This window comes from Rhizobium halophilum (assembly GCF_021648825.1).
GTDB classification, from domain to species: Bacteria; Pseudomonadota; Alphaproteobacteria; order Rhizobiales; family Rhizobiaceae; genus Neorhizobium; species Neorhizobium halophilum.
Map to the genome: position 1 here is coordinate 472,513 of NZ_JAKJHS010000001.1, position 17,085 is coordinate 489,597.

Sequence of the window (17,085 nt, forward strand, 5' to 3'; positions counted from 1 at the left end):
GGAGATCCGATCAGCAGTTGAGCCGCTTTTGCTCCGATGCACCCTTTGCAAGAACGGGGCGCGGTGCGTTCGGGTAGCGCTTCGGCACTTCCTTGAGCGTGGCGCAAGCGGTTTCGGAATTATCGAGCGCCGCCAGCGACATCCCGAGCTTCAGCAACATTTCCGGCGCTTTGGCGGAAGTATTATAAGCCTGATGCGCGTTGAGAAAGGTCTTGGCGGCCTCGTTGTACTTGCCCTGCGAATATTGAGCTTCGCCAAGCCAGAAGCTGGCATCCGCGGCACGCCCACCTTCAGGAAATTCGGTCAGGTACTGCGTAAAGCCTTCTTCGGCCAACGCATAGTCGCCCGACAATACGTGGTTGTAGGCAACCTGGTACGTATCGTTCTCGTTCCCCAAGGACGCCGTCTGCTGTGGATCTGCCCCGGAACCAGTATCGACACCCGGCAAGCCGGAGGAATTGTTCAGGTTTTGATTGCGGCTCACGTTCCGCGGGTTACCGTTCTGGTCGAACTCGATCGACCCCAGTGTCGTTGCCGGCGCACCAGGTGTGGCGCTGGCAGCCGGGGGCACGGCTGACGGTGCTGTCTCGATTAGCCCCGCCACGTCATCCGAAGGTGCCGCCGGCGCAGCCTGCTGCGACCTCGAAGCGGTCGCGGCCGGTTTCCCGGCCGCTCCGTTCTCGCTCTTTTCAAGCTCCTGGAAACGGAACTCGTTGTCTTCCTGCGTCTTTCGCATCTGCTCTTGCATCTGCAGAAGCTGGAAGCTCATTTCCTCGATGCGTCCGTTCAGCTGACGGATTTCTTCCTCCAACTGCTGGAGGCGAACCGGATCGCCCACTTGTGCCAACACAACAGGTGCTTGCGACGTAGTGGGGGCCTGCGCGGTTTGACTACTGCGCTCCAAAAGCTCCGACAAGGAAAACGCCCCGGCAGGGCTGCTCGCCACCATCAGCCCCAGCATTGCTGCCAAGACAAGTTTCTTCATGTTTTCTGTCCTGCGTTGATCTGCGCCGATTTGGCGCGACTGCAGATTTTGCCAATCCACGCGAAAAAGCAACTAAGCCCTGCGGCTAAAATCAACCGAACTTCGGCCAAACTATGGAGAAAGAAAAAGGCGGCCCGATGGACCGCCTTCACAACTGCCTTGGATGATCGCGAAGTTACATCCCCGCGCCGCCGAGAACCGTCACAGCGCGGCGGTTCTGCGACCAGCAGGAAATGTCGTCACACACCGCGACTGGCTTTTCCTTGCCGTACGAAATCGTGCGCATGCGGTTGGCTGGAACGCCCCGCGCCGCAAGATATTCCTTGGTCGCGGCTGCGCGACGTGCACCAAGGGCAAGGTTATATTCACGCGTGCCGCGCTCGTCGGCATGGCCTTCGATCGTGATCGCGTAATTCGGGTAGCGTCCAAGCCACTGAGCCTGGCGATCCAGCGTCTGCTGAGCATCGGCACGAATGGACGTGGAATCGGTATCGAAGAAGATCCGGTCGCCGACATTCACGGTGAAGTCCTGCTGTGAACCCGGCGTCGCGGCGCCTGCACCACCCCCAAGACCGAGCTCCCCGGCATTGTTGGGCAGGTTTTTCTTATTGGCGCAACCCGCAAGAGCAAGGGCCAAGGTCAAAGCAATCACCGCAGGATTGCGAGCGAGGGTCTGCATGCGGCTCATCGCCGAAGTATCGGTGCGGCTCATGGCCGGTCTCTCCTTAGATCAACGTAACAGAGTTGCCAGACTCTAACCGAGGGCGGTTAACGCCATTAGAAGGCAGATGGTTAACAAACTGATTCGATGTCCCTTTCGTCGCTCCTTTTCAGGAGAATGGGGCGGCAAAGAGGCGAGCAGAAGGCGACGCCCGAGCTCTCCGCCACCTCTTGCCATCATTCGAGAAGTGGAGACCAGGCCGGGTCCGATGCATAAGCCGGCGTCTTGATCTGCTGCTCATTGTAGCCCGTCAGGTCGATCGAGTAGAGCTGCGGTCCGCCAGCGCCCGCATTCTGCCGGAAGAACATCAGCACGCGGCCATTGGGAGCCCATGTGGGTCCTTCATTGTGGAAGCCCGTCGTAAGGATGCGCTCGCCCGATCCATCCGGCTTCATGACCCCAATGGAGAATTTTCCGCCTGACTGCTTGGTGAATGCGATGAGATCCCCTCGCGGCGACCAGACTGGTGTTGAATAGGACCCGTCGCCGAAGGAAATACGCGTCTGGCCGGAGCCGTCGGCGCCCATGACGTAGAGTTGCTGACGCCCACCCCGATCGCTTTCGAAGACGATGCGCGTGCCGTCTGGCGAATAGGACGGCGAGGTATCAATCGCTGCCGTGTTGGTCAGCCGCGTCGTGGTGCGCGAACGCAGATCCATTGTATAGATGTTGGAATTACCTTCCTGCTGAAGGCTCATGATCACCTTTTGCCCGTCCGGAGAGAAGCGTGGAGCGAAGGTCATTCCTGGGAAGTTGCCCACGACCTCCCGCTGTCCCGTCTCCAGTTGCAGCAGGTAGACGCGGGGCTGGTCGCCCTCGAAGGACATGTAGGTGACCTCCTGCCGGTTCGGCGAGAAGCGCGGTGTCAGCACGATGTCATTGCCATTGGTCAACTGGCGGACGTTGAATCCATCCTGGTCCATGATAGCAAGTTGGCGCTGACGTGCGGTCTTGGGTCCGCTTTCGGAGACGAAGACGACGCGCGTATCGAAGTAGCCCTTCTCGCCCGTGATGCGCTCGTAGATCGCATCTGCGATGATGTGTGCGACGCGACGCCAGTTTTCCGGCTGGGTGAAGAACTGCTGTCCCGTCATCTGCTGGCCGGCGAACGTATCCCACAGCCGGAACTCGGCACGCAGGCGGCCATCGCCCTCACGGGTAACGCGACCGGTGACGAGGGCCTGCGCATTGATGACCTTCCAGTCCTCGAACCGCGGCTGCTGGTCGGGGTTGGAGATCTTCTCGATAAAGGCGGCCTTGTTGACGGGCGCAAACAGCCCGGATCGCTGCAGGTCCGCGGCAATCACCTGGCTGATCTGGGCACCAAGCTCGTTGCCGGACTGAAAATCGGTAATGGCGATCGGCAGCGGCTCGACATTGCCCTTGTTGATGTTGATTTCCACCAGCGCGTAAGCCGGGACGAAGGACATCGCCATCCCCGCAAACGCGATCATCAGGCGGATGAAAGAACGTTTCATCATAGTTTCAGCCTTTCAGCTTTTACAGCATTTCGCTGGGGTCGAAGTTCACGACAACCTCGCTCCAGGCATCGTATTTCTCGACAGGAAGGTTCTTGAACGGCGCCGAGCGCATGACAGCGCGGAGCGCACTGCCTTCGAGCGTCCGCCGGGCCGTGTCCGAGCCGCCGCTTGCTGACACTTCTGGGCGACCAATGATCTGGCCGCTTTCATCGAGACTCATCCGGACGGTGATGATGACGCCCTCGGCACCTTCAATCCCGGCGATGATCGACCAGTTGTTCTGGATCTGGCCGCGCAGGGCGTCCATCTCGCTCTGGCTAAGCGTCGAGCCGCTGGTGGTCTTCTTGCCACCTAGCGCCGCCGTCTCCGTTGAGCGTTTGGCGCCACCGCCGGCGGCCTCTTGCTTGTTCAGCAAGGCTGCAATCTCATCGGCGTTGAAATCGCTTTCCTTTGATGAGGCCGACTTGGCAGTCTCCTGCTTCTTGTCGGCGACCTTCTTGTCCGTTGGCTTCTCCGCCGCCTTAGGAGTTTCCGGCTTCTTCTCAGCCGGTTTCTCGACGGGCTTTGCCTGCTCCTTCGGCGGCTCCGGTTTCGGACGTGCGGCGGGCACGGGAACAGAATCCGGCAGCGGGATCTCTTCGGCAACCGCCTCTTCCGGCACCGGCTCCTGCGTGGGTTCCGGCGTCGGCGCGGGCGTAATCGGCGGCGTGGGCTCCGGAAGGGCCGCGACCTCGGTAGGCTTCGGCGCCGTTTCCTCCGGCACGATATCCTTGATTTGGTTCGTTTCGGTCGTGGGGTTCGGCAGCGGCTTTTCCGACTTCTCCGGCGCCGCGGCGACTTCCGTTTCGACCGGCTTCTTGGCAGGTGTCGGAGGGGCCTTCAGGTCCACGTCGTTGTCGCCTGCATTTTCCGCATTCTCAACCATGTTGGGCTTGCTGGTCGGCACGGGTGCCGCCTTCTCCGCAAGCGGCGCCTTCTTATCCCCCTGCTGGATCTGGGTGATCGACTCGACCGGGATGATGTCGACCGGCAGCGCCTCCACATCGGCCACGTCGAAGGACGCAGGCGTGCCGAGAGACACGAGCGCGAATCCGAGCACCATGGTGTGGAGAACCAGCGATGTCCCCAGACTTACCTTCATCGCGACCTGATCACTGCTCCTGTTCCTGCAGGGTCACAAGACCGATGTTCTTGAACCCGGCAGATGAAATCCGTGCCATGACCTGCATGACAACGCCGTAGGCTGCAGCGGTATCGCCGCGCACGTAGATGCGTTCGCTATAGCCGGTGGTGGCAATCGCCTCGAGCTTCGGCACCACCTCATCGAGACCTATGGCCGTCTCCTGCAGGTAGATCTCCCCGGCCGGATTGACGGAAACGGTGATCGGCTGGGTATCCGAGTTCATAGCCTTCGCCTGCGTCTCAGGCAGGTCGATCGGCACGCCGACGGTCATCATCGGCGCAGCCACCATGAAGATGATCAGAAGCACCAGCATGACGTCCACAAGCGGCGTGACATTGATCTCGCTGATGGCGCCGCCGCGACGACTGCGACGACTGCGACGACCGCCGCCTGATGACTTGGCTCCTCCGGCAGACATACCCATGGATGATTGCTCCTTGACCCGACCGCGCCGTTACTGGGCTGCCTGGCGCGGCTGCAGCTTCTCGTCGATCTGCCTTGACAGGATGGCTGAAAACTCGTCGGCAAAACCTTCCATGCGCGCGGAGAGCTTTGCAGCATCGCCCATGAACTTGTTGTAAGCCATGACTGCCGGGATGGCGGCGACGAGGCCAATGGCGGTTGCAAGCAAGGCTTCCGCGATACCCGGCGCTACGACGGCCAAGTTGGTTGATTTTGATCCCGCGATCGCCTGGAACGAGGTCATGATACCGACGACCGTACCGAAGAGGCCGATGAAGGGGCCGGCAGAGCCGATTGTTGCCAGCGAACCCAGACGGGCTTCGTAGGCTTCGCTTTCCCGCGCCATGGTGACGTCCATCGCCCGGTCGATCCGCATCTGCAACCCGATCGGAGAACGCGCCCCCCGCTCGAAGCTCTTTTTCCATTCACGCATGGCGGCGACGAAGATTGCCGCAAGGCCTCCGTTCTGCCGCTCCGCAAGCGTCCGATAAAGCTCTTCGAGCGACTGGCCGGACCAGAAGACCTGCTCGAACTGATCGAACTGACGTTTGGCCTTGCCGAAGCTGACATACTTGTCGATGACGATTGCCCAGGTCCAGATCGATGCGCCGAGCAAGCCGATCATGACCAGCTTGACGACCAGACCTGCCTGCATGAACAGCGCCCAGAGACTGACGTCATGGGCCGCGGCAGCCAAACCTACTTCTTCCATCTACCTAATCCCCGAATCCAAACGCCCGGCACAGGACCGGGCGGGTTCAAAAGCGCTCTCGCGAGATCTGTATGGCCGCTGAATGCGCTCTTCTACCCCAAGGTGCCCTGAGCTTTCAGCCTTGGCTTCTCGCTTTCAAATTTGGTCAAAGGAAGGCGTGCATTGCACAAATTCCTTGGACTTCAGTAAGACCTCATTATGGTTAAGGATGTGTTATCGCGGACAACTTCTCCTTCGGATGCATGGATGGAACAGTTGCTTAAAGTGAACGGCATCATGAAGCTTGCCCGGTCTTTGATTGTCGCGTCGCCGCTGGCCCGCCTCGCCCAGGCTCCTTCACTTGCCCAGACCGTATCCGACCTCCCCCAGGTTCAGGGCGAGTGCGTCATCACGACAATCACGGACATTCATCCGCGGCTGGGAAACCACCCAGGGGATGATCCGACCTTTAGGTCCGGCACCGTCGTGGAATTCGGCAACGGGGGCCGCCAAGTGTCGTACGAGCGGGTGGAGACAATTCTCGCATCAAGACCAGGTGATGAGGTGAAGATGTGTCTCAGCTTCATTCCGGGCGAATGCCCTACCGGAGACGTGCGGGGCCGTGAGTATCGTGTTTTGAACATGCGAACTGGCGAAAGCTGGGACCTGCCCGACTCCGCCCACTACTGCGGCGGCGCTTGAACGCCGAGGAACTTCTGCGCGATCGCCTCGGGCAACCGCCGCGGCCGGCCTTGCCGGTTAATGACGGCAATCACCACCCTGGCCGCGATCAGCAAGGTTTGCCCCCGCCGGATCTCCTGATTGAGCACCATCTTGGCCCCACCGGCCTTTTCGGTGGCCGTCAGGATCGTCAGAACATCGTCCATCTTCGCCGGAAGTTTGAAATCGATTTCCATCCTGTGTACGACGAAGACGAGGCCTTCCTCATCACTCGTTAGCAGATCGCTCTGCTGGCAGCCGAGGCAGCGGAGGTAGTCCGTGCGTCCGCGTTCCAGGAAGTGCAGGTAGCGGGCGTGGTAGATAAGTCCGGAGAAGTCGGTGTCCTCGTAGTAGACGCGCTGGACGAGCCGATGACCGGCTTCAGTCAGTTCTCCGGAAAGAAGAAGTTTCTCGTCTGTCATCGTGATGCCTTAGTGGACCGTCCTGATTGAAGATGGCAGTAGCGCCATCACGGGTATAGTGTTCCTGTCACAAATCGGCCCTATCTCACAACCGGGATCGAAACCAGCGGAGTTCAATGATGAAGATTGCAGTTCTTGGCGGCGATGGGTTCGTTGGCTGGCCCACCTCGCTCTATCTGTCCGAGGCGGGCCATGAGACCCACATTCTCGACAACCTGTCCCGCCGTTGGATCGACACGGAACTGGGCGTTCAATCGCTGACGCCCATGGATTCGATCCAGGAGCGAACTCGCGTCTGGCATGCGGAAACGGGGCGTCGGATCCACTTCCACCTGATCGATCTGGCGAGGGATTACGAGCTTCTGAAGGGATGGCTCGCAAAGAATCGTCCGGATGCGATCATCCACTTCGCGGAGCAGCGGGCCGCGCCCTATTCCATGAAGAGCGACCGCCACAAGAACTACACGGTCAACAACAACGTCAACGCGACGCACAACCTGCTGAACGCGATGGTGGAGCTCGATCTAGACGCCCATCTCGTGCATCTCGGCACCATGGGCGTGTACGGCTACTCCACGGTCGGCGCCGCCATCCCGGAGGGTTATCTTCCCGTCGGGATCGAGACCATGGACGGTCGCACGGTGAGCCAGGAAATTCTATACCCCAGCAATCCCGGCTCCATCTACCACATGACCAAGTGCCTGGATCAGCAGCTCTTTGCCTTCTACGCCAAGAATGACGGCCTCCGCATTACCGACCTGCATCAGGGCATTGTCTGGGGCACCAACACGGAGCAGACGCGCCGGCATCCTCAGCTCGTCAACCGCTTCGACTACGACGGCGACTACGGCACGGTTCTGAACCGTTTCCTGATCCAGGCCGCGATCGGGTATCCGCTGACCGTCCACGGCACCGGCGGCCAGACCCGCGCCTTTATTCACATCCAAGATTCGGTCCGCTGCATCGAGATTGCGCTCAACAACCCGCCGCAGCGCGGCGGACGCGTCGAGATCTTCAACCAGATGACGGAAACGCACCGCGTGCGCGATCTGGCCGAGATGATCTCGAAGATGACCGGCGCCGAGATCGCCTGGCTGCCGAACCCGCGCAAGGAGGCGCCGGAGAACGACCTGGTGGTCAAGAACGAGAAGTTCCTCAGTCTCGGACTGGAGCCGACGACACTCGGGGAAGGTCTGCTGGAGGAGATCGTCGACGTGGCGAAGAAGTTCGCCTATCGCGTGGATCGCTCACGCGTTCCAGCCGTCTCCGCCTGGACCAGGGACATCGCCGCCAAGGTGGAACACGATCCTGAAGGCAAGCGGCTAAAATCGGTGTCCTGATGGCGGTCGGTCGCGGCCACAATGACATTCGCCTCGCCTCCCCCGCCGGCAGCGATCGAGCCTTTGTCACGCTTGTCACCAATGCCGACTATGCGAAGGGAGCAACGGCGCTTGCCAATTCGCTGCGACACACAGGCACGACGGCCGACGTCGTCGTGCTTCATACCGGCGCCGTGGATGCTGAGGATCTCGAAGGCCTCGCCAGTGGCGGCTGCCGGCTCGTGGAGGTCGATCACCTGCCTCTGTCGGATGCGTTCAACGAACGGCACGCCCGCAGGAATGTGCACGGTGCGGCTCCTTTCACCAAGGGACGCAAACCGGACTTCCACACGCCGCTCGACAATTTCTGCAAGCTGCGGCTCTGGCAACTGACCGATTACCGCACCTGCATTTTCATTGATGCCGATGCGATCGTGCTCAGAAACGTGGACAAGCTGTTCGACTACCCGGAGTTCTCTGCCGCCCCGAACGTCTACGAGAGCCTCGCCGATTTTCACCGACTGAACTCCGGAGTCTTCGTTGCCAAACCGTCGAAGGCAACCTTCGAACGGATGCTGGAACGGCTGGATGAGCCGGAGGCCTTCTGGCCCCGCACCGACCAGACCTTCCTGCAGACATTTTTCCCCGACTGGCACGGCCTGCCAGTTTTCATGAACATGCTGCAGTATGTTTGGTTCAGCATGCCCGACCTTTGGGACTGGAACAGCATCTCGGTGGTGCACTACCAGTACGAGAAGCCCTGGGAAGAGGACCACCCGAAGGCTGAAGCGCTCAAGCCGCTGATCAACCTGTGGCACGATGTCTATCAGGGGCGAGCGCCTGATTTTTACACTTTGGCTAACCCCGGTAACACGCCGTGAGGGTCCTGGTCTCCGGCGGCACGGGGTTGGTCGGTCGCTACATCGTCAATGGTCTTTTGACGGCGGGGTACGACGTCAGCGTGGGCGGGCGCACCCCGCCCTCGCCCGATTGGTTCGTGCGTCCGATCGAATTCCGGCCACTGACGCTCGATCCGGGCCGTAACCAGCGAGCCGTATTTCGTGGAGTGGAGGGGTACGTCCATGCTGCCTTCGATCATCTGCCGGGCCGCTATCGCGATGGCGAGGGTGACGATCCTGCCCGCTTCCGCCTGCTGAACGTCGACGGCACCATAAGGCTGTTGGAGGATGCGAAATCTGCTGGCGTGCATCGTGCTGTATTCTTGTCCAGCAGGGCAGTCTATGACGGCCTTCCGGAAGGAAAAACCCTCGATGAGACTGCCGCTCCCGCCCCGACATCGCTCTACGGTCGGGTCAAGCTTGAGTCCGAGCAGGCGGTGAAACATCTCGGTGAGACGGATTTCGTAACCGCAAGCCTACGCCTGACAGGCGTCTATGGTGACCTTCGTCCGAACAAGTGGGATGGGCTTTTCACCGACTACCTTGCTGGAAAACCCATTGCGTCACGCGTGGCCTCCGAGGTGCATGGGCGCGACGTAGCCTTCGGCGTGCAGTTGATCCTGGAGGCTAAAGCCAGCGACGTCGGCGGAGCGGTGTTCAACATGTCGGACATTCTGGTCGATCGTGCTGATATCCTTGCGTCGCTGCAGGCAGCCGCCGCATCGAACCATCCGCTCCCCGCTCGATCGGATCCGCACGCCGTGAGAGTGATGCCGACGCAGAAACTGGCAGCTCTCGGATGGCACCCAGGCGGAAAGCCGCTGCTGAACCAGACCTTGGAAGCGTTGGTAAAAGCACACGCGGCCGCTTAGCGCTGGAGCCGCCTCGTTACTTGCCGCTCGTCATCTTCAACTCCGACTGGCTCTTCAGCACCCGGTCGCCGTCCTCCTGCTTGATCAGAAAAGCCGGCTCGTCCTTGTCCGCCTTGCGCTTCACCTTCGTGCCTTTGATAGTGCGCTCGACATCGCTCGTGAACCGCTCTTTCGCGGTCCCCTCAGCCTTGTTCGCGCCCCATTTCCACTCGACGTCGTCGCCGACCTTGATTTTAGCCATCTCGTTCTCCTTGTGCAGATGGCAGAACCGCTCAGGCCGATCACTCGTTCCCCAACTCCAGAACAACAAGTTCCGGTCGGTTACCGATGCGCATCGGAATTGCCGAGCATCCGAGGCCACGGGAGACGACGAGATGGCGTGAATCAACCTGATAAACGCCGGCCGGATAGAGCGCGGATCCAGGTGAGGCGGAAAACGGGCGCCAGCCGAAAAGGTTGATCTGCCCACCATGAGTGTGGCCACTCAAGGTGAGTGCCACCCTCTCGTCGGCATTATGGAAGATGTCGGGTTCATGCGCGAGCAGGATCACCGGTGCATCATCCTGCACATCGCGGAGGGTCGCCTCAAGGTCGTCGACGCCGCGCATGCGGGAGCGTCCCTCCCTTTCGTCCCGCAGCAGTGCCAACTGATCTCCCAAGCCTGCCAGCCAGAAGTGTCGGCCTTCCTTCTCGATCCGCACTGCACGGTTGACGTAGACGGCAATGCCCGCCGCCTCCAGCGCCCGCACCACCATCGGCATCTGCGTCGGGTCCTGCTGAAACGTGGCGTCTTCCCAGTAATCATGGTTACCGAGAATGGCATGCACGCCCAGAGGTGCTGCCAGCGTTCCGAGCACCGGAGCCCATTCGGACGGTTCAAGACGGTCGGTGGCCAGCGTCATCCCCGAAAGATAGTCCCCAAGCAGCAGAATGATATCGGGCTTCAGATCCCGGACCTGAGCGCAGATCCCTTCGATCCGACTGCGGTTCATCCAGGGCTCGCAGGCATGGATATCGGCCACCAGACAGGCCCGCAGATGAAACCCCTTTGGCCATCCGTTGGGCGTCAGCCGGTAGGGCGTGATACGCGGGCGGGCCAAGACCTCGCTGACGGGATACGCAACCGCCGCTGCCAGGCAGGCAAAGCCAAAGCCGGCCAACTTCAGCAAACCCCGGCGCGTGATCAATGGTCGTCCTCGAGCGTCAGTCTGAATTGTGCAGCCTCCAGATCCTTCGGCGGCTGCAGCCCGAGATGCTTCCATGCCGTTGCCGTCAGCACCCTCCCCCTCGGCGTCCGCTGGATGAAGCCCTGCTGGATCATGTAGGGTTCGATGATGTCCTCAATGGCATCACGCGGCTCCGAGAGCCCAGCGGCGATCGTCTCGATCCCCACCGGTCCGCCGCCGAAGTTCACGCCGATCATTGTCAGGTAACGCATGTCGAGTTGGTCGAGGCCCATGTTGTCAACGAGGAGCCTTGTCAGCGCTTCATCGGCAATCTCGCGGGTCACGGCCTCCGCCCGCGCCACTTCTGCAAAGTCGCGCACACGGCGCAACAGCCGACCGGCGATGCGCGGCGTGCCGCGGGCGCGCCGTGCAATCTCGCGGGCGCCATCGTCCGTCATTCCAAGCCCCATAAGCCGTGCGCCACGGCGCACGATAGATTCGAGTTCCTCCACGGTATAGAACGACAGTCGCACCGGAATGCCGAAGCGGTCGCGCAGCGGCGTCGTCAAAAGCCCGAGCCGCGTCGTCGCCGCCACCAGCGTAAATTTTGACAGGTCGATCTTCACCGACCGCGCCGCCGGTCCCTCGCCGATGATCAGGTCGAGCTGGAAATCCTCCATCGCCGGATAGAGGATTTCCTCGACGGCCGGGCTGAGGCGGTGGATCTCGTCGATAAAGAGAACATCGCGCTCTTCCAGGTTGGTCAGGAGCGCCGCAAGATCGCCCGCCTTGGCGATCACCGGGCCGGAGGTCGAGCGAAAGTTGACACCGAGTTCCTTCGCCATGATCTGCGCCAGGGTCGTCTTGCCGAGCCCCGGCGGGCCAACGAAGAGCACATGGTCCAGCGCCTCGCCGCGGTTTCTGGCCGCCTCGATGAACACCTTCAGGTTAGCGCGCGCTTCCGCCTGCCCGGTGAACTCGTCCAGCGTCTGCGGGCGCAGCGTGACATCGAGGTCTTCACCCCGCTTGTCCGGCGATATCAGGCGGGCGGCATCACTCATTGGGGCATGTCCATTCAAAACCGTTGTCGTTCAATACACGAAGGGCGGCCGGTTTGACACCGTTGCCATCGTTAGCGTGCCAGTTCCTTCAGGCCAAAGCGGATCAGCTTGGCGCTGTCGGCTCCTTCTCCCGCCGTCTTCATGGCAGCCGCGACAGCACTTGCGGCCTGGTCACGCGAATAGCCGAGGTTGGTCAGCGCCGAAACGGCATCGGACACCGGCGCCGCGGCCACGCCCTCCCCCAGTTCCTGCTTGAACCCTATGCCGCTGGACGCCTCACCGGCGAAGGCGGGTGCCTTGTTCTTCAGTTCCGTGACAATGCGAATCGCCACTTTGGGGCCAACGCCCGGCGCCCGAGACACAGCTGTCTTGTCCTGCAGCGCAATGGCATTGGCCAGTTCCGACGGCGTCAGCGTCGAGAGCACGGCGAGCGCCACCTTGGCGCCGACACCCTGAACGCTCTGCAACAAGTTGAACCACTCGCGTTCGAGGGCGGAAAGGAAGCCGAAGAGCTTCAGTTGGTCCTCCCGCACATAGGTTTCGATGAAGAGCACCACCGCCTCCCCTGCCGACCCCATGCGCGACAGCGTCCGCGTAGAACAGAAGGCCTCGTAGCAGACGCCGTGCACATCGACGAGCACGTAGTCGTCGCCGATCTCGTCTATGATGCCCTTGAGCTTGCCGATCATGAATTGCGTCCGTCAGGGGTGGGTTTTGGGAGTGATGAGAGGAACGTCTGGGAAGTAACGACGATAGCCTTTCGGATCACGCGTGATGATGGAATAGCCGCGGATCAGAGCATGTGCCCCGATCAGGAAGTCGGGCAGCACGCGCTCGCGCGCCCCGCCGGCCTGGCGGTATATGCTGAAAGCCGCACCGGCTGCAAAAGCGGCAGCCCAGGGAAGGCCTTCGCGTCGGAATTCCTCCGCCGGCAGCAGTGCCTCAACCTCGTTCATGTCGCGGTAGCGCACGGAGAATTCGGCATAGATGATTGGGTTAATTATCAGCGGCACGCGCGCAGCGAGCTTTGCAAGCGCTCCACGTGACCACGCGAGCCAAACGGGGTCGCGCACGGCGATATCGACCAAAATGTTGGTATCCACGAGTACGGCCATCTCAGCGGTCTCGCGTCAAGCCCATCAGGACGTCCGCATCGATCGACGGATCACCGGTTCCTTCCAGGCGCCGCAGCGTCTCCATGAATCCCTCTAGCCGCTGCTTTTCCTGCTCGTGTAACGGATCGTTCTTCGGTGCGACAGTCAGCTTGCCGTTCTCGACCGTGAAGACGACTTCCGAGTTCGGCTCGATACCCACCAGTTCCCGCAGATCCCGCGGTATGGTCACCTGACCCTTCGACGTAACGCGCATGACGAACTCCTTTTGGTAATACATATTATTACCAAAAGAACAAGTCAAGAACACACTACGCGCTCGCCAGCATCTTCCGCATCCGTTCGCCGCCACGATTATGCGCATGGCAAATGGCGATCGCCAAGGCATCTGCCGCGTCGTCGCCGACAAAGGTTGCCTTCGGCATCAGGATCTTCAGCATCATGTGGATCTGCTTCTTGTCGCCATGGCCGACGCCGATGACGGCCTTCTTCACGGCGTTCGGCGCATACTCCGCAACCTGCAGCCCAGCCCGCGCCGGCACCAGCATAACCACGCCGCGCGCCTGCCCGAGCTTCAGCGTAGCAACGGCATCCTTGTTCACGAAAGTCTGCTCCACCGCCGCCTCGTCTGGCTGGTGGGAATGCACCACCTCGGCTAGGCCATCATGGAGCTGGCATAGACGTGACGCAAGATCGAGATCTCCGTTAGATGTCACCGTTCCGGAAGCTACGAAGCGAAGGCTGTTACCGTGCGTTTCAATGATGCCCCAGCCGGTGCGGCGGAGACCCGGGTCGATACCGATGATGCGAATCGTGTCAGTCATTGCGCCAACCTATCCCTTGCCACTGCTCTGTGCCACGCCGAAGTGAACAAATGAGAAACAGCGAAGCATGACGGCGTTAACCGCTGTTAACCATGTCCACCAACAAGCGTGCAAAACAGCAGGTTCTGCCGCAACGGCCTTTTAGTCCGTGCGTTGCCCGTCCAGACAAATGGCATCCGGAATCATGAGGAGACCGTTATGCAGGATCGAGATAAGCTCGAGATTGAACTGCTGGAACTGCGTACCGTTGTGGATACGTTCGACGGCAGCTTGCGCCGGCTGGCCATGGGCGACGTTCAGCAGCAGATCCAACACCCTTTGCCGCGCGGCTATGACGGGCTGCGCAAGGACTTCAATCGCGGGCTTGCATCTGTCGGCGCCAGCTTGGATACCATCATTGCACGGTCTCGTGGGGTTCGGCTGGAGGCAGACGAGCTACATCAAAGCCTGAAGCGGAAGACCGAAGAAGAAGTGTGCCGTCAGACGGCACTTGCCGGCAAGGTTGCCGAAACGAGTAGCGCCGCCGACACTGCCCGCCGTCAGTCTGCTCATGTCGAACACATCCAGAGCATTCTGTACAATGCTCGCGTCGACATGCGCCGCCCCAAAGAGACAGCCGCGCAATCCGCAGAGCAGAGCGAGCGCGCCTGCCAATCGCTGGCGCAACTCAAGAGCCTGACGGACGAGGTTCGGGCAATGCTGCGGGAAGCCTCTCTCCTCGCCTTGAACGGCGGCATCAATGCCGCTCACACGGGCCTCGAAGGTGAAGAGGCTCTGGGTGCGGCAAAGAACCTGCACGCGCTGACACGCAAGGTCAGCTCCACGATCGAGGCTTTGGCGGAGGCCAGCGAGAGTGCGGTAAAGCACGCCAATGCCGCGGCGACAGCAAGTGGGCAAACCGTCCGGGAGTTCGACGCCCTGGATCTCTATACGGAGGCGTTGGACACCCAGTTGAGCTCCCTCGGACAGGAGGCGCGCCAGCACGCCGTTGCTACAGAGGACGTTCGAGCCGGTCTGGCAGAATTGGCTCGAGGGAACCGGCCGCTGGACGACGCCCAGCCCTCTCCCGAGATGCGACTCAGCAGTATCGATCGCGCGATTGCGGAGATCGACCGTCAGGCGAGCCGATACATGCCAGTTCGTGTCATGACGCCGCCAGTTGACCCGACGCCAGGTTCAAGCCCGCGGTCGCATCTTCGACTGGTGAAGTCCTAGGCGAGGATGAAGAGGAGCGTCCGTTCTTCGGGTATTCCAGCCTCGCATCCGCGGCTGGAATACCTACATGGATGGGACACTCCCCTCCCAGGACTTAATTAATGATACCCTTTTCCATTCTTGACCTTTCGCCCGTCCCTGAGGGACTAACCGTCAGCGATGCGCTGGAACAATCCCGCCTCATGGCGATGAAGGCGGAGGACTGCGGTTACCAGCGCCTCTGGCTTGCCGAACACCACGGCATGCCAGGCATCGCAAGTGCGGCAACCTCTATCGTCATCGGCCATGTCGCAGCGGCCACCCGGCGCATTCGCGTCGGCTCCGGCGGCGTCATGCTGCCCAATCATTCGCCACTGGTCATCGCAGAGCAGTTCGGAACGCTCGCTGCCCTCTTCCCCGGCCGCATCGATCTCGGCCTCGGCCGTGCGCCGGGGACCGACATGCGAACGGCCCGCGCTCTTCGCCGCAATCTTGAAGCGGGAGCTGAGAATTTCCCGCACGATATCGTCGAACTGCAACGGCTGCTGGGCGAACCGACGGAGGACCAGGCGATCCTGGCAGTGCCCGGGGCGAACTCGAACGTCCCGCTTTGGCTCCTGGGTTCCAGCATCTACAGCGCCCACCTCGCGGCAGCCCTCGGCCTGCCCTATGCCTTCGCATCGCATTTCGCCCCCGACATGCTGATGGATGCGATCGCCATCTACCGCGAGCGCTTCCAGCCCTCGGACGCGCTGGACAAGCCTTACGTGATGGTCGGCGTCATGGGCGTCGCAGCCGATACGGACGAGGAAGCCGCACGATTGTTCACGTCATCGCAGCAGCAGTTCGTCAACCTGCGCAAGAACATCCGTTCGCAGTTCCCACGCCCGGTGGAGACGATGGACGGTCTCTGGACGGACATGGAGCGGATGAGCGTCGAGCACACGCTACGCTTTGCAGTCGTCGGATCTCCCGCAAGAATCGAGGCACAGCTCTCGCAGTTTCTTCAGGAAACGGGCGCGGACGAACTGATCGTCTCGATGCCGATCCACGACATCGGTGCTCGGCTGCGGTCGGTTGAATTGTTCGCCGGCCTGCCGATCATGGAGAAGGCGCATTAGCGCCTTCTCCATCTCCGATTACGCGGAGAGCTTGGCCATCACTTCGTCGGAGACTTCAAAGTTGGAATAGACGGTTTGTACGTCGTCATCGTCTTCCAGCGTGTCGATGAGCTTCATCAGCGACTGCGCCTTTTCCTCGTCGACCGGGACGGTGTTTTGCGGCTTCCAGATGGTCTTGACAGTCTCGGCTTCACCGAGGCTCGCCTCCAGCGCCTTCGTCACTTCGCCAAGGCTTTCGAAGGCGCAGGTGATGGTGTGACCCTCTTCGTCGGTGACGACGTCGTCGGCACCGGCTTCGATTGCCGCTTCCATGACGGCGTCGGCGTCACCTGCGGAAAGCTTGTAGGTGATCTCGCCAAGATGATCGAAGGAGAAGGAAACGGACCCTGTTTCGCCCAAGGCGCCGCCTGCCTTGGTAAAGGTCGAACGCACAGAGGATGCAGTACGGTTGCGGTTATCCGTCAACGCTTCCACGATCACGGCGACCCCGCCCGGGCCGTAGCCTTCGTAGCGCACCGCATCATAGTTCTCCGCATCGGCACCCGAAGCCTTCTTGATCGCCCGGTCGATATTGTCCTTGGGCATGGACTGCGCCTTGGCGTTCTGGATCGCCAGCCGCAGCGCGGAGTTCGCGGTCGGGTCAGGCAGCCCCGATTTCGCGGCAACGGTAATCTCGCGTGCGAGCTTGGAGAACATCTTCGACCGGATCGCGTCCTGGCGACCCTTGCGGTGCATGATGTTTTTGAACTGTGAATGGCCAGCCATGGCACCCCTAATCACGTCTATCTGGTGGAATGGCGGCGGTTATAGGTTCGAAGCCGCGGCGGTTCAAGCCGGGCGCGCTGTTTCGTT

Annotated in this window: 21 protein-coding genes; 6 read left to right on the plus strand and 15 right to left on the minus strand. The window is 61.0% G+C overall.

Annotation, left to right across the window (positions count from 1 at the left end; translation table 11 throughout):
• Positions 1-10: 10 nt before the first annotated feature.
• The 6 genes from ybgF to tolQ all read right to left on the minus strand — a co-directional run bounded on the left by ybgF (position 11) and on the right by tolQ (position 5,544).
• Entirely contained in the window at positions 11-985 is a 975-nt protein-coding gene (ybgF, locus tag LXM96_RS02450; RefSeq protein WP_239996760.1) for a tol-pal system protein YbgF, read from the minus strand.
• 175 nt (positions 986-1,160) lie between these two features.
• On the minus strand, positions 1,161-1,697 hold the full coding sequence (gene pal, locus LXM96_RS02455; RefSeq protein ID WP_239996761.1) for a peptidoglycan-associated lipoprotein Pal: 537 nt from the start codon (positions 1,695-1,697) through the stop codon (positions 1,161-1,163).
• A gap of 185 nt (positions 1,698-1,882) precedes the next feature.
• Positions 1,883-3,187: a Tol-Pal system beta propeller repeat protein TolB gene (tolB, locus tag LXM96_RS02460; RefSeq protein WP_239996762.1), complete on the minus strand. Its 1,305-nt coding sequence runs from the start codon at positions 3,185-3,187 to the stop codon at positions 1,883-1,885.
• A 19-nt stretch (positions 3,188-3,206) separates the two neighbouring features.
• Positions 3,207-4,328, minus strand: coding sequence for a hypothetical protein (locus tag LXM96_RS02465; RefSeq protein WP_239996763.1), 1,122 nt, complete (start codon positions 4,326-4,328; stop codon positions 3,207-3,209).
• 10 nt (positions 4,329-4,338) lie between these two features.
• Complete coding sequence (tolR, locus tag LXM96_RS02470; protein ID WP_239996764.1) at positions 4,339-4,794, minus strand: protein TolR; 456 nt, start codon at positions 4,792-4,794, stop codon at positions 4,339-4,341.
• Between the two features lie 30 nt (positions 4,795-4,824).
• On the minus strand, positions 4,825-5,544 hold the full coding sequence (tolQ, locus tag LXM96_RS02475) for a protein TolQ (protein WP_239996765.1): 720 nt from the start codon (positions 5,542-5,544) through the stop codon (positions 4,825-4,827).
• A 246-nt stretch (positions 5,545-5,790) separates the two neighbouring features.
• On the opposite strand from tolQ, the gene LXM96_RS02480 reads away from it, so the two are divergent.
• Positions 5,791-6,225 carry a hypothetical protein gene (locus LXM96_RS02480; RefSeq protein WP_239996766.1) on the plus strand — a complete coding sequence of 145 codons (435 nt, stop codon included), beginning with the start codon at positions 5,791-5,793 and terminating at the stop codon, positions 6,223-6,225.
• On the opposite strand, the gene ybgC is transcribed toward LXM96_RS02480, so the two are convergent.
• Entirely contained in the window at positions 6,207-6,665 is a 459-nt protein-coding gene (ybgC, locus tag LXM96_RS02485; protein ID WP_239996767.1) for a tol-pal system-associated acyl-CoA thioesterase, read from the minus strand. The two genes, LXM96_RS02480 and ybgC, sit on opposite strands and share 19 nt — an antisense overlap.
• Positions 6,666-6,784: 119 nt before the next feature.
• Here ybgC and LXM96_RS02490 point away from each other — a divergent pair, with 119 nt between their 5' ends.
• Genes LXM96_RS02490 through LXM96_RS02500 form a run of 3 tightly spaced genes read left to right on the plus strand, consistent with a single transcriptional unit; the run spans position 6,785 to position 9,755 of the window.
• Positions 6,785-8,005: an NAD-dependent epimerase/dehydratase family protein gene (locus LXM96_RS02490; protein ID WP_239997188.1), complete on the plus strand. Its 1,221-nt coding sequence runs from the start codon at positions 6,785-6,787 to the stop codon at positions 8,003-8,005.
• Positions 8,005-8,865 carry a glycosyltransferase gene (locus LXM96_RS02495; RefSeq protein WP_239996768.1) on the plus strand — a complete coding sequence of 287 codons (861 nt, stop codon included), beginning with the start codon at positions 8,005-8,007 and terminating at the stop codon, positions 8,863-8,865. Before LXM96_RS02490 ends, LXM96_RS02495 begins: the two co-directional genes overlap by 1 nt.
• Complete coding sequence (locus LXM96_RS02500) at positions 8,862-9,755, plus strand: NAD-dependent epimerase/dehydratase family protein (protein ID WP_239996769.1); 894 nt, start codon at positions 8,862-8,864, stop codon at positions 9,753-9,755. Before LXM96_RS02495 ends, LXM96_RS02500 begins: the two co-directional genes overlap by 4 nt.
• A gap of 16 nt (positions 9,756-9,771) precedes the next feature.
• Here LXM96_RS02500 and LXM96_RS02505 read toward each other — a convergent pair whose 3' ends face one another.
• The 7 genes from LXM96_RS02505 to ruvC all read right to left on the minus strand — a co-directional run bounded on the left by LXM96_RS02505 (position 9,772) and on the right by ruvC (position 13,918).
• The gene (locus LXM96_RS02505; RefSeq protein ID WP_239996770.1) at positions 9,772-9,996 is read right to left on the minus strand and encodes a hypervirulence associated TUDOR domain-containing protein; all 225 of its coding nucleotides are present in this window, start codon (positions 9,994-9,996) and stop codon (positions 9,772-9,774) included.
• A gap of 40 nt (positions 9,997-10,036) precedes the next feature.
• The gene (locus tag LXM96_RS02510; RefSeq protein ID WP_239996771.1) at positions 10,037-10,942 is read right to left on the minus strand and encodes a metallophosphoesterase; all 906 of its coding nucleotides are present in this window, start codon (positions 10,940-10,942) and stop codon (positions 10,037-10,039) included.
• On the minus strand, positions 10,939-11,982 hold the full coding sequence (gene ruvB / locus LXM96_RS02515; protein WP_239996772.1) for a Holliday junction branch migration DNA helicase RuvB: 1,044 nt from the start codon (positions 11,980-11,982) through the stop codon (positions 10,939-10,941). Before ruvB ends, LXM96_RS02510 begins: the two co-directional genes overlap by 4 nt.
• A 71-nt stretch (positions 11,983-12,053) precedes the next feature.
• Positions 12,054-12,671, minus strand: a complete 618-nt coding sequence (gene ruvA, locus LXM96_RS02520) for a Holliday junction branch migration protein RuvA (protein WP_239996773.1) — start codon at positions 12,669-12,671, stop codon at positions 12,054-12,056.
• A 12-nt stretch (positions 12,672-12,683) separates the two neighbouring features.
• A complete protein-coding gene (locus LXM96_RS02525; RefSeq protein ID WP_239996774.1) occupies positions 12,684-13,097 on the minus strand; it encodes a type II toxin-antitoxin system VapC family toxin in 414 nt (137 codons plus the stop codon).
• 1 nt (position 13,098) lies between these two features.
• Positions 13,099-13,350: an AbrB/MazE/SpoVT family DNA-binding domain-containing protein gene (locus LXM96_RS02530; protein ID WP_239996775.1), complete on the minus strand. Its 252-nt coding sequence runs from the start codon at positions 13,348-13,350 to the stop codon at positions 13,099-13,101.
• Between the two features lie 55 nt (positions 13,351-13,405).
• A complete protein-coding gene (ruvC, locus tag LXM96_RS02535) occupies positions 13,406-13,918 on the minus strand; it encodes a crossover junction endodeoxyribonuclease RuvC (RefSeq protein ID WP_239996776.1) in 513 nt (170 codons plus the stop codon).
• 198 nt (positions 13,919-14,116) lie between these two features.
• Between ruvC and LXM96_RS02540 the strand changes: the two genes are divergently transcribed.
• On the plus strand, positions 14,117-15,133 hold the full coding sequence (locus LXM96_RS02540; RefSeq protein WP_239996777.1) for a methyl-accepting chemotaxis domain-containing protein: 1,017 nt from the start codon (positions 14,117-14,119) through the stop codon (positions 15,131-15,133).
• A gap of 101 nt (positions 15,134-15,234) precedes the next feature.
• Complete coding sequence (locus tag LXM96_RS02545; RefSeq protein ID WP_239996778.1) at positions 15,235-16,233, plus strand: LLM class flavin-dependent oxidoreductase; 999 nt, start codon at positions 15,235-15,237, stop codon at positions 16,231-16,233.
• Between the two features lie 18 nt (positions 16,234-16,251).
• Here LXM96_RS02545 and LXM96_RS02550 read toward each other — a convergent pair whose 3' ends face one another.
• Positions 16,252-16,998: a YebC/PmpR family DNA-binding transcriptional regulator gene (locus tag LXM96_RS02550; RefSeq protein WP_239996779.1), complete on the minus strand. Its 747-nt coding sequence runs from the start codon at positions 16,996-16,998 to the stop codon at positions 16,252-16,254.
• Positions 16,999-17,085 lie beyond the last annotated feature (87 nt).

Coding starts and splice junctions, on each gene's coding strand:
- ybgF (WP_239996760.1), bottom strand. CDS start 985: ATGAAGAAACTTGTCTTGGCAGCAATGCTGGGGCTGATGGTGGCGAGC.
- pal (WP_239996761.1), bottom strand. CDS start 1,697: ATGAGCCGCACCGATACTTCGGCGATGAGCCGCATGCAGACCCTCGCT.
- tolB (WP_239996762.1), bottom strand. CDS start 3,187: ATGATGAAACGTTCTTTCATCCGCCTGATGATCGCGTTTGCGGGGATG.
- LXM96_RS02465 (WP_239996763.1), bottom strand. CDS start 4,328: ATGAAGGTAAGTCTGGGGACATCGCTGGTTCTCCACACCATGGTGCTC.
- tolR (WP_239996764.1), bottom strand. CDS start 4,794: ATGGGTATGTCTGCCGGAGGAGCCAAGTCATCAGGCGGCGGTCGTCGC.
- tolQ (WP_239996765.1), bottom strand. CDS start 5,544: ATGGAAGAAGTAGGTTTGGCTGCCGCGGCCCATGACGTCAGTCTCTGG.
- LXM96_RS02480 (WP_239996766.1), top strand. CDS start 5,791: ATGGAACAGTTGCTTAAAGTGAACGGCATCATGAAGCTTGCCCGGTCT.
- ybgC (WP_239996767.1), bottom strand. CDS start 6,665: ATGACAGACGAGAAACTTCTTCTTTCCGGAGAACTGACTGAAGCCGGT.
- LXM96_RS02490 (WP_239997188.1), top strand. CDS start 6,785: ATGAAGATTGCAGTTCTTGGCGGCGATGGGTTCGTTGGCTGGCCCACC.
- LXM96_RS02495 (WP_239996768.1), top strand. CDS start 8,005: ATGGCGGTCGGTCGCGGCCACAATGACATTCGCCTCGCCTCCCCCGCC.
- LXM96_RS02505 (WP_239996770.1), bottom strand. CDS start 9,996: ATGGCTAAAATCAAGGTCGGCGACGACGTCGAGTGGAAATGGGGCGCG.
- ruvB (WP_239996772.1), bottom strand. CDS start 11,982: ATGAGTGATGCCGCCCGCCTGATATCGCCGGACAAGCGGGGTGAAGAC.
- ruvA (WP_239996773.1), bottom strand. CDS start 12,671: ATGATCGGCAAGCTCAAGGGCATCATAGACGAGATCGGCGACGACTAC.
- LXM96_RS02525 (WP_239996774.1), bottom strand. CDS start 13,097: ATGGCCGTACTCGTGGATACCAACATTTTGGTCGATATCGCCGTGCGC.
- LXM96_RS02530 (WP_239996775.1), bottom strand. CDS start 13,350: ATGCGCGTTACGTCGAAGGGTCAGGTGACCATACCGCGGGATCTGCGG.
- ruvC (WP_239996776.1), bottom strand. CDS start 13,918: ATGACTGACACGATTCGCATCATCGGTATCGACCCGGGTCTCCGCCGC.
- LXM96_RS02540 (WP_239996777.1), top strand. CDS start 14,117: ATGCAGGATCGAGATAAGCTCGAGATTGAACTGCTGGAACTGCGTACC.
- LXM96_RS02545 (WP_239996778.1), top strand. CDS start 15,235: ATGATACCCTTTTCCATTCTTGACCTTTCGCCCGTCCCTGAGGGACTA.
- LXM96_RS02550 (WP_239996779.1), bottom strand. CDS start 16,998: ATGGCTGGCCATTCACAGTTCAAAAACATCATGCACCGCAAGGGTCGC.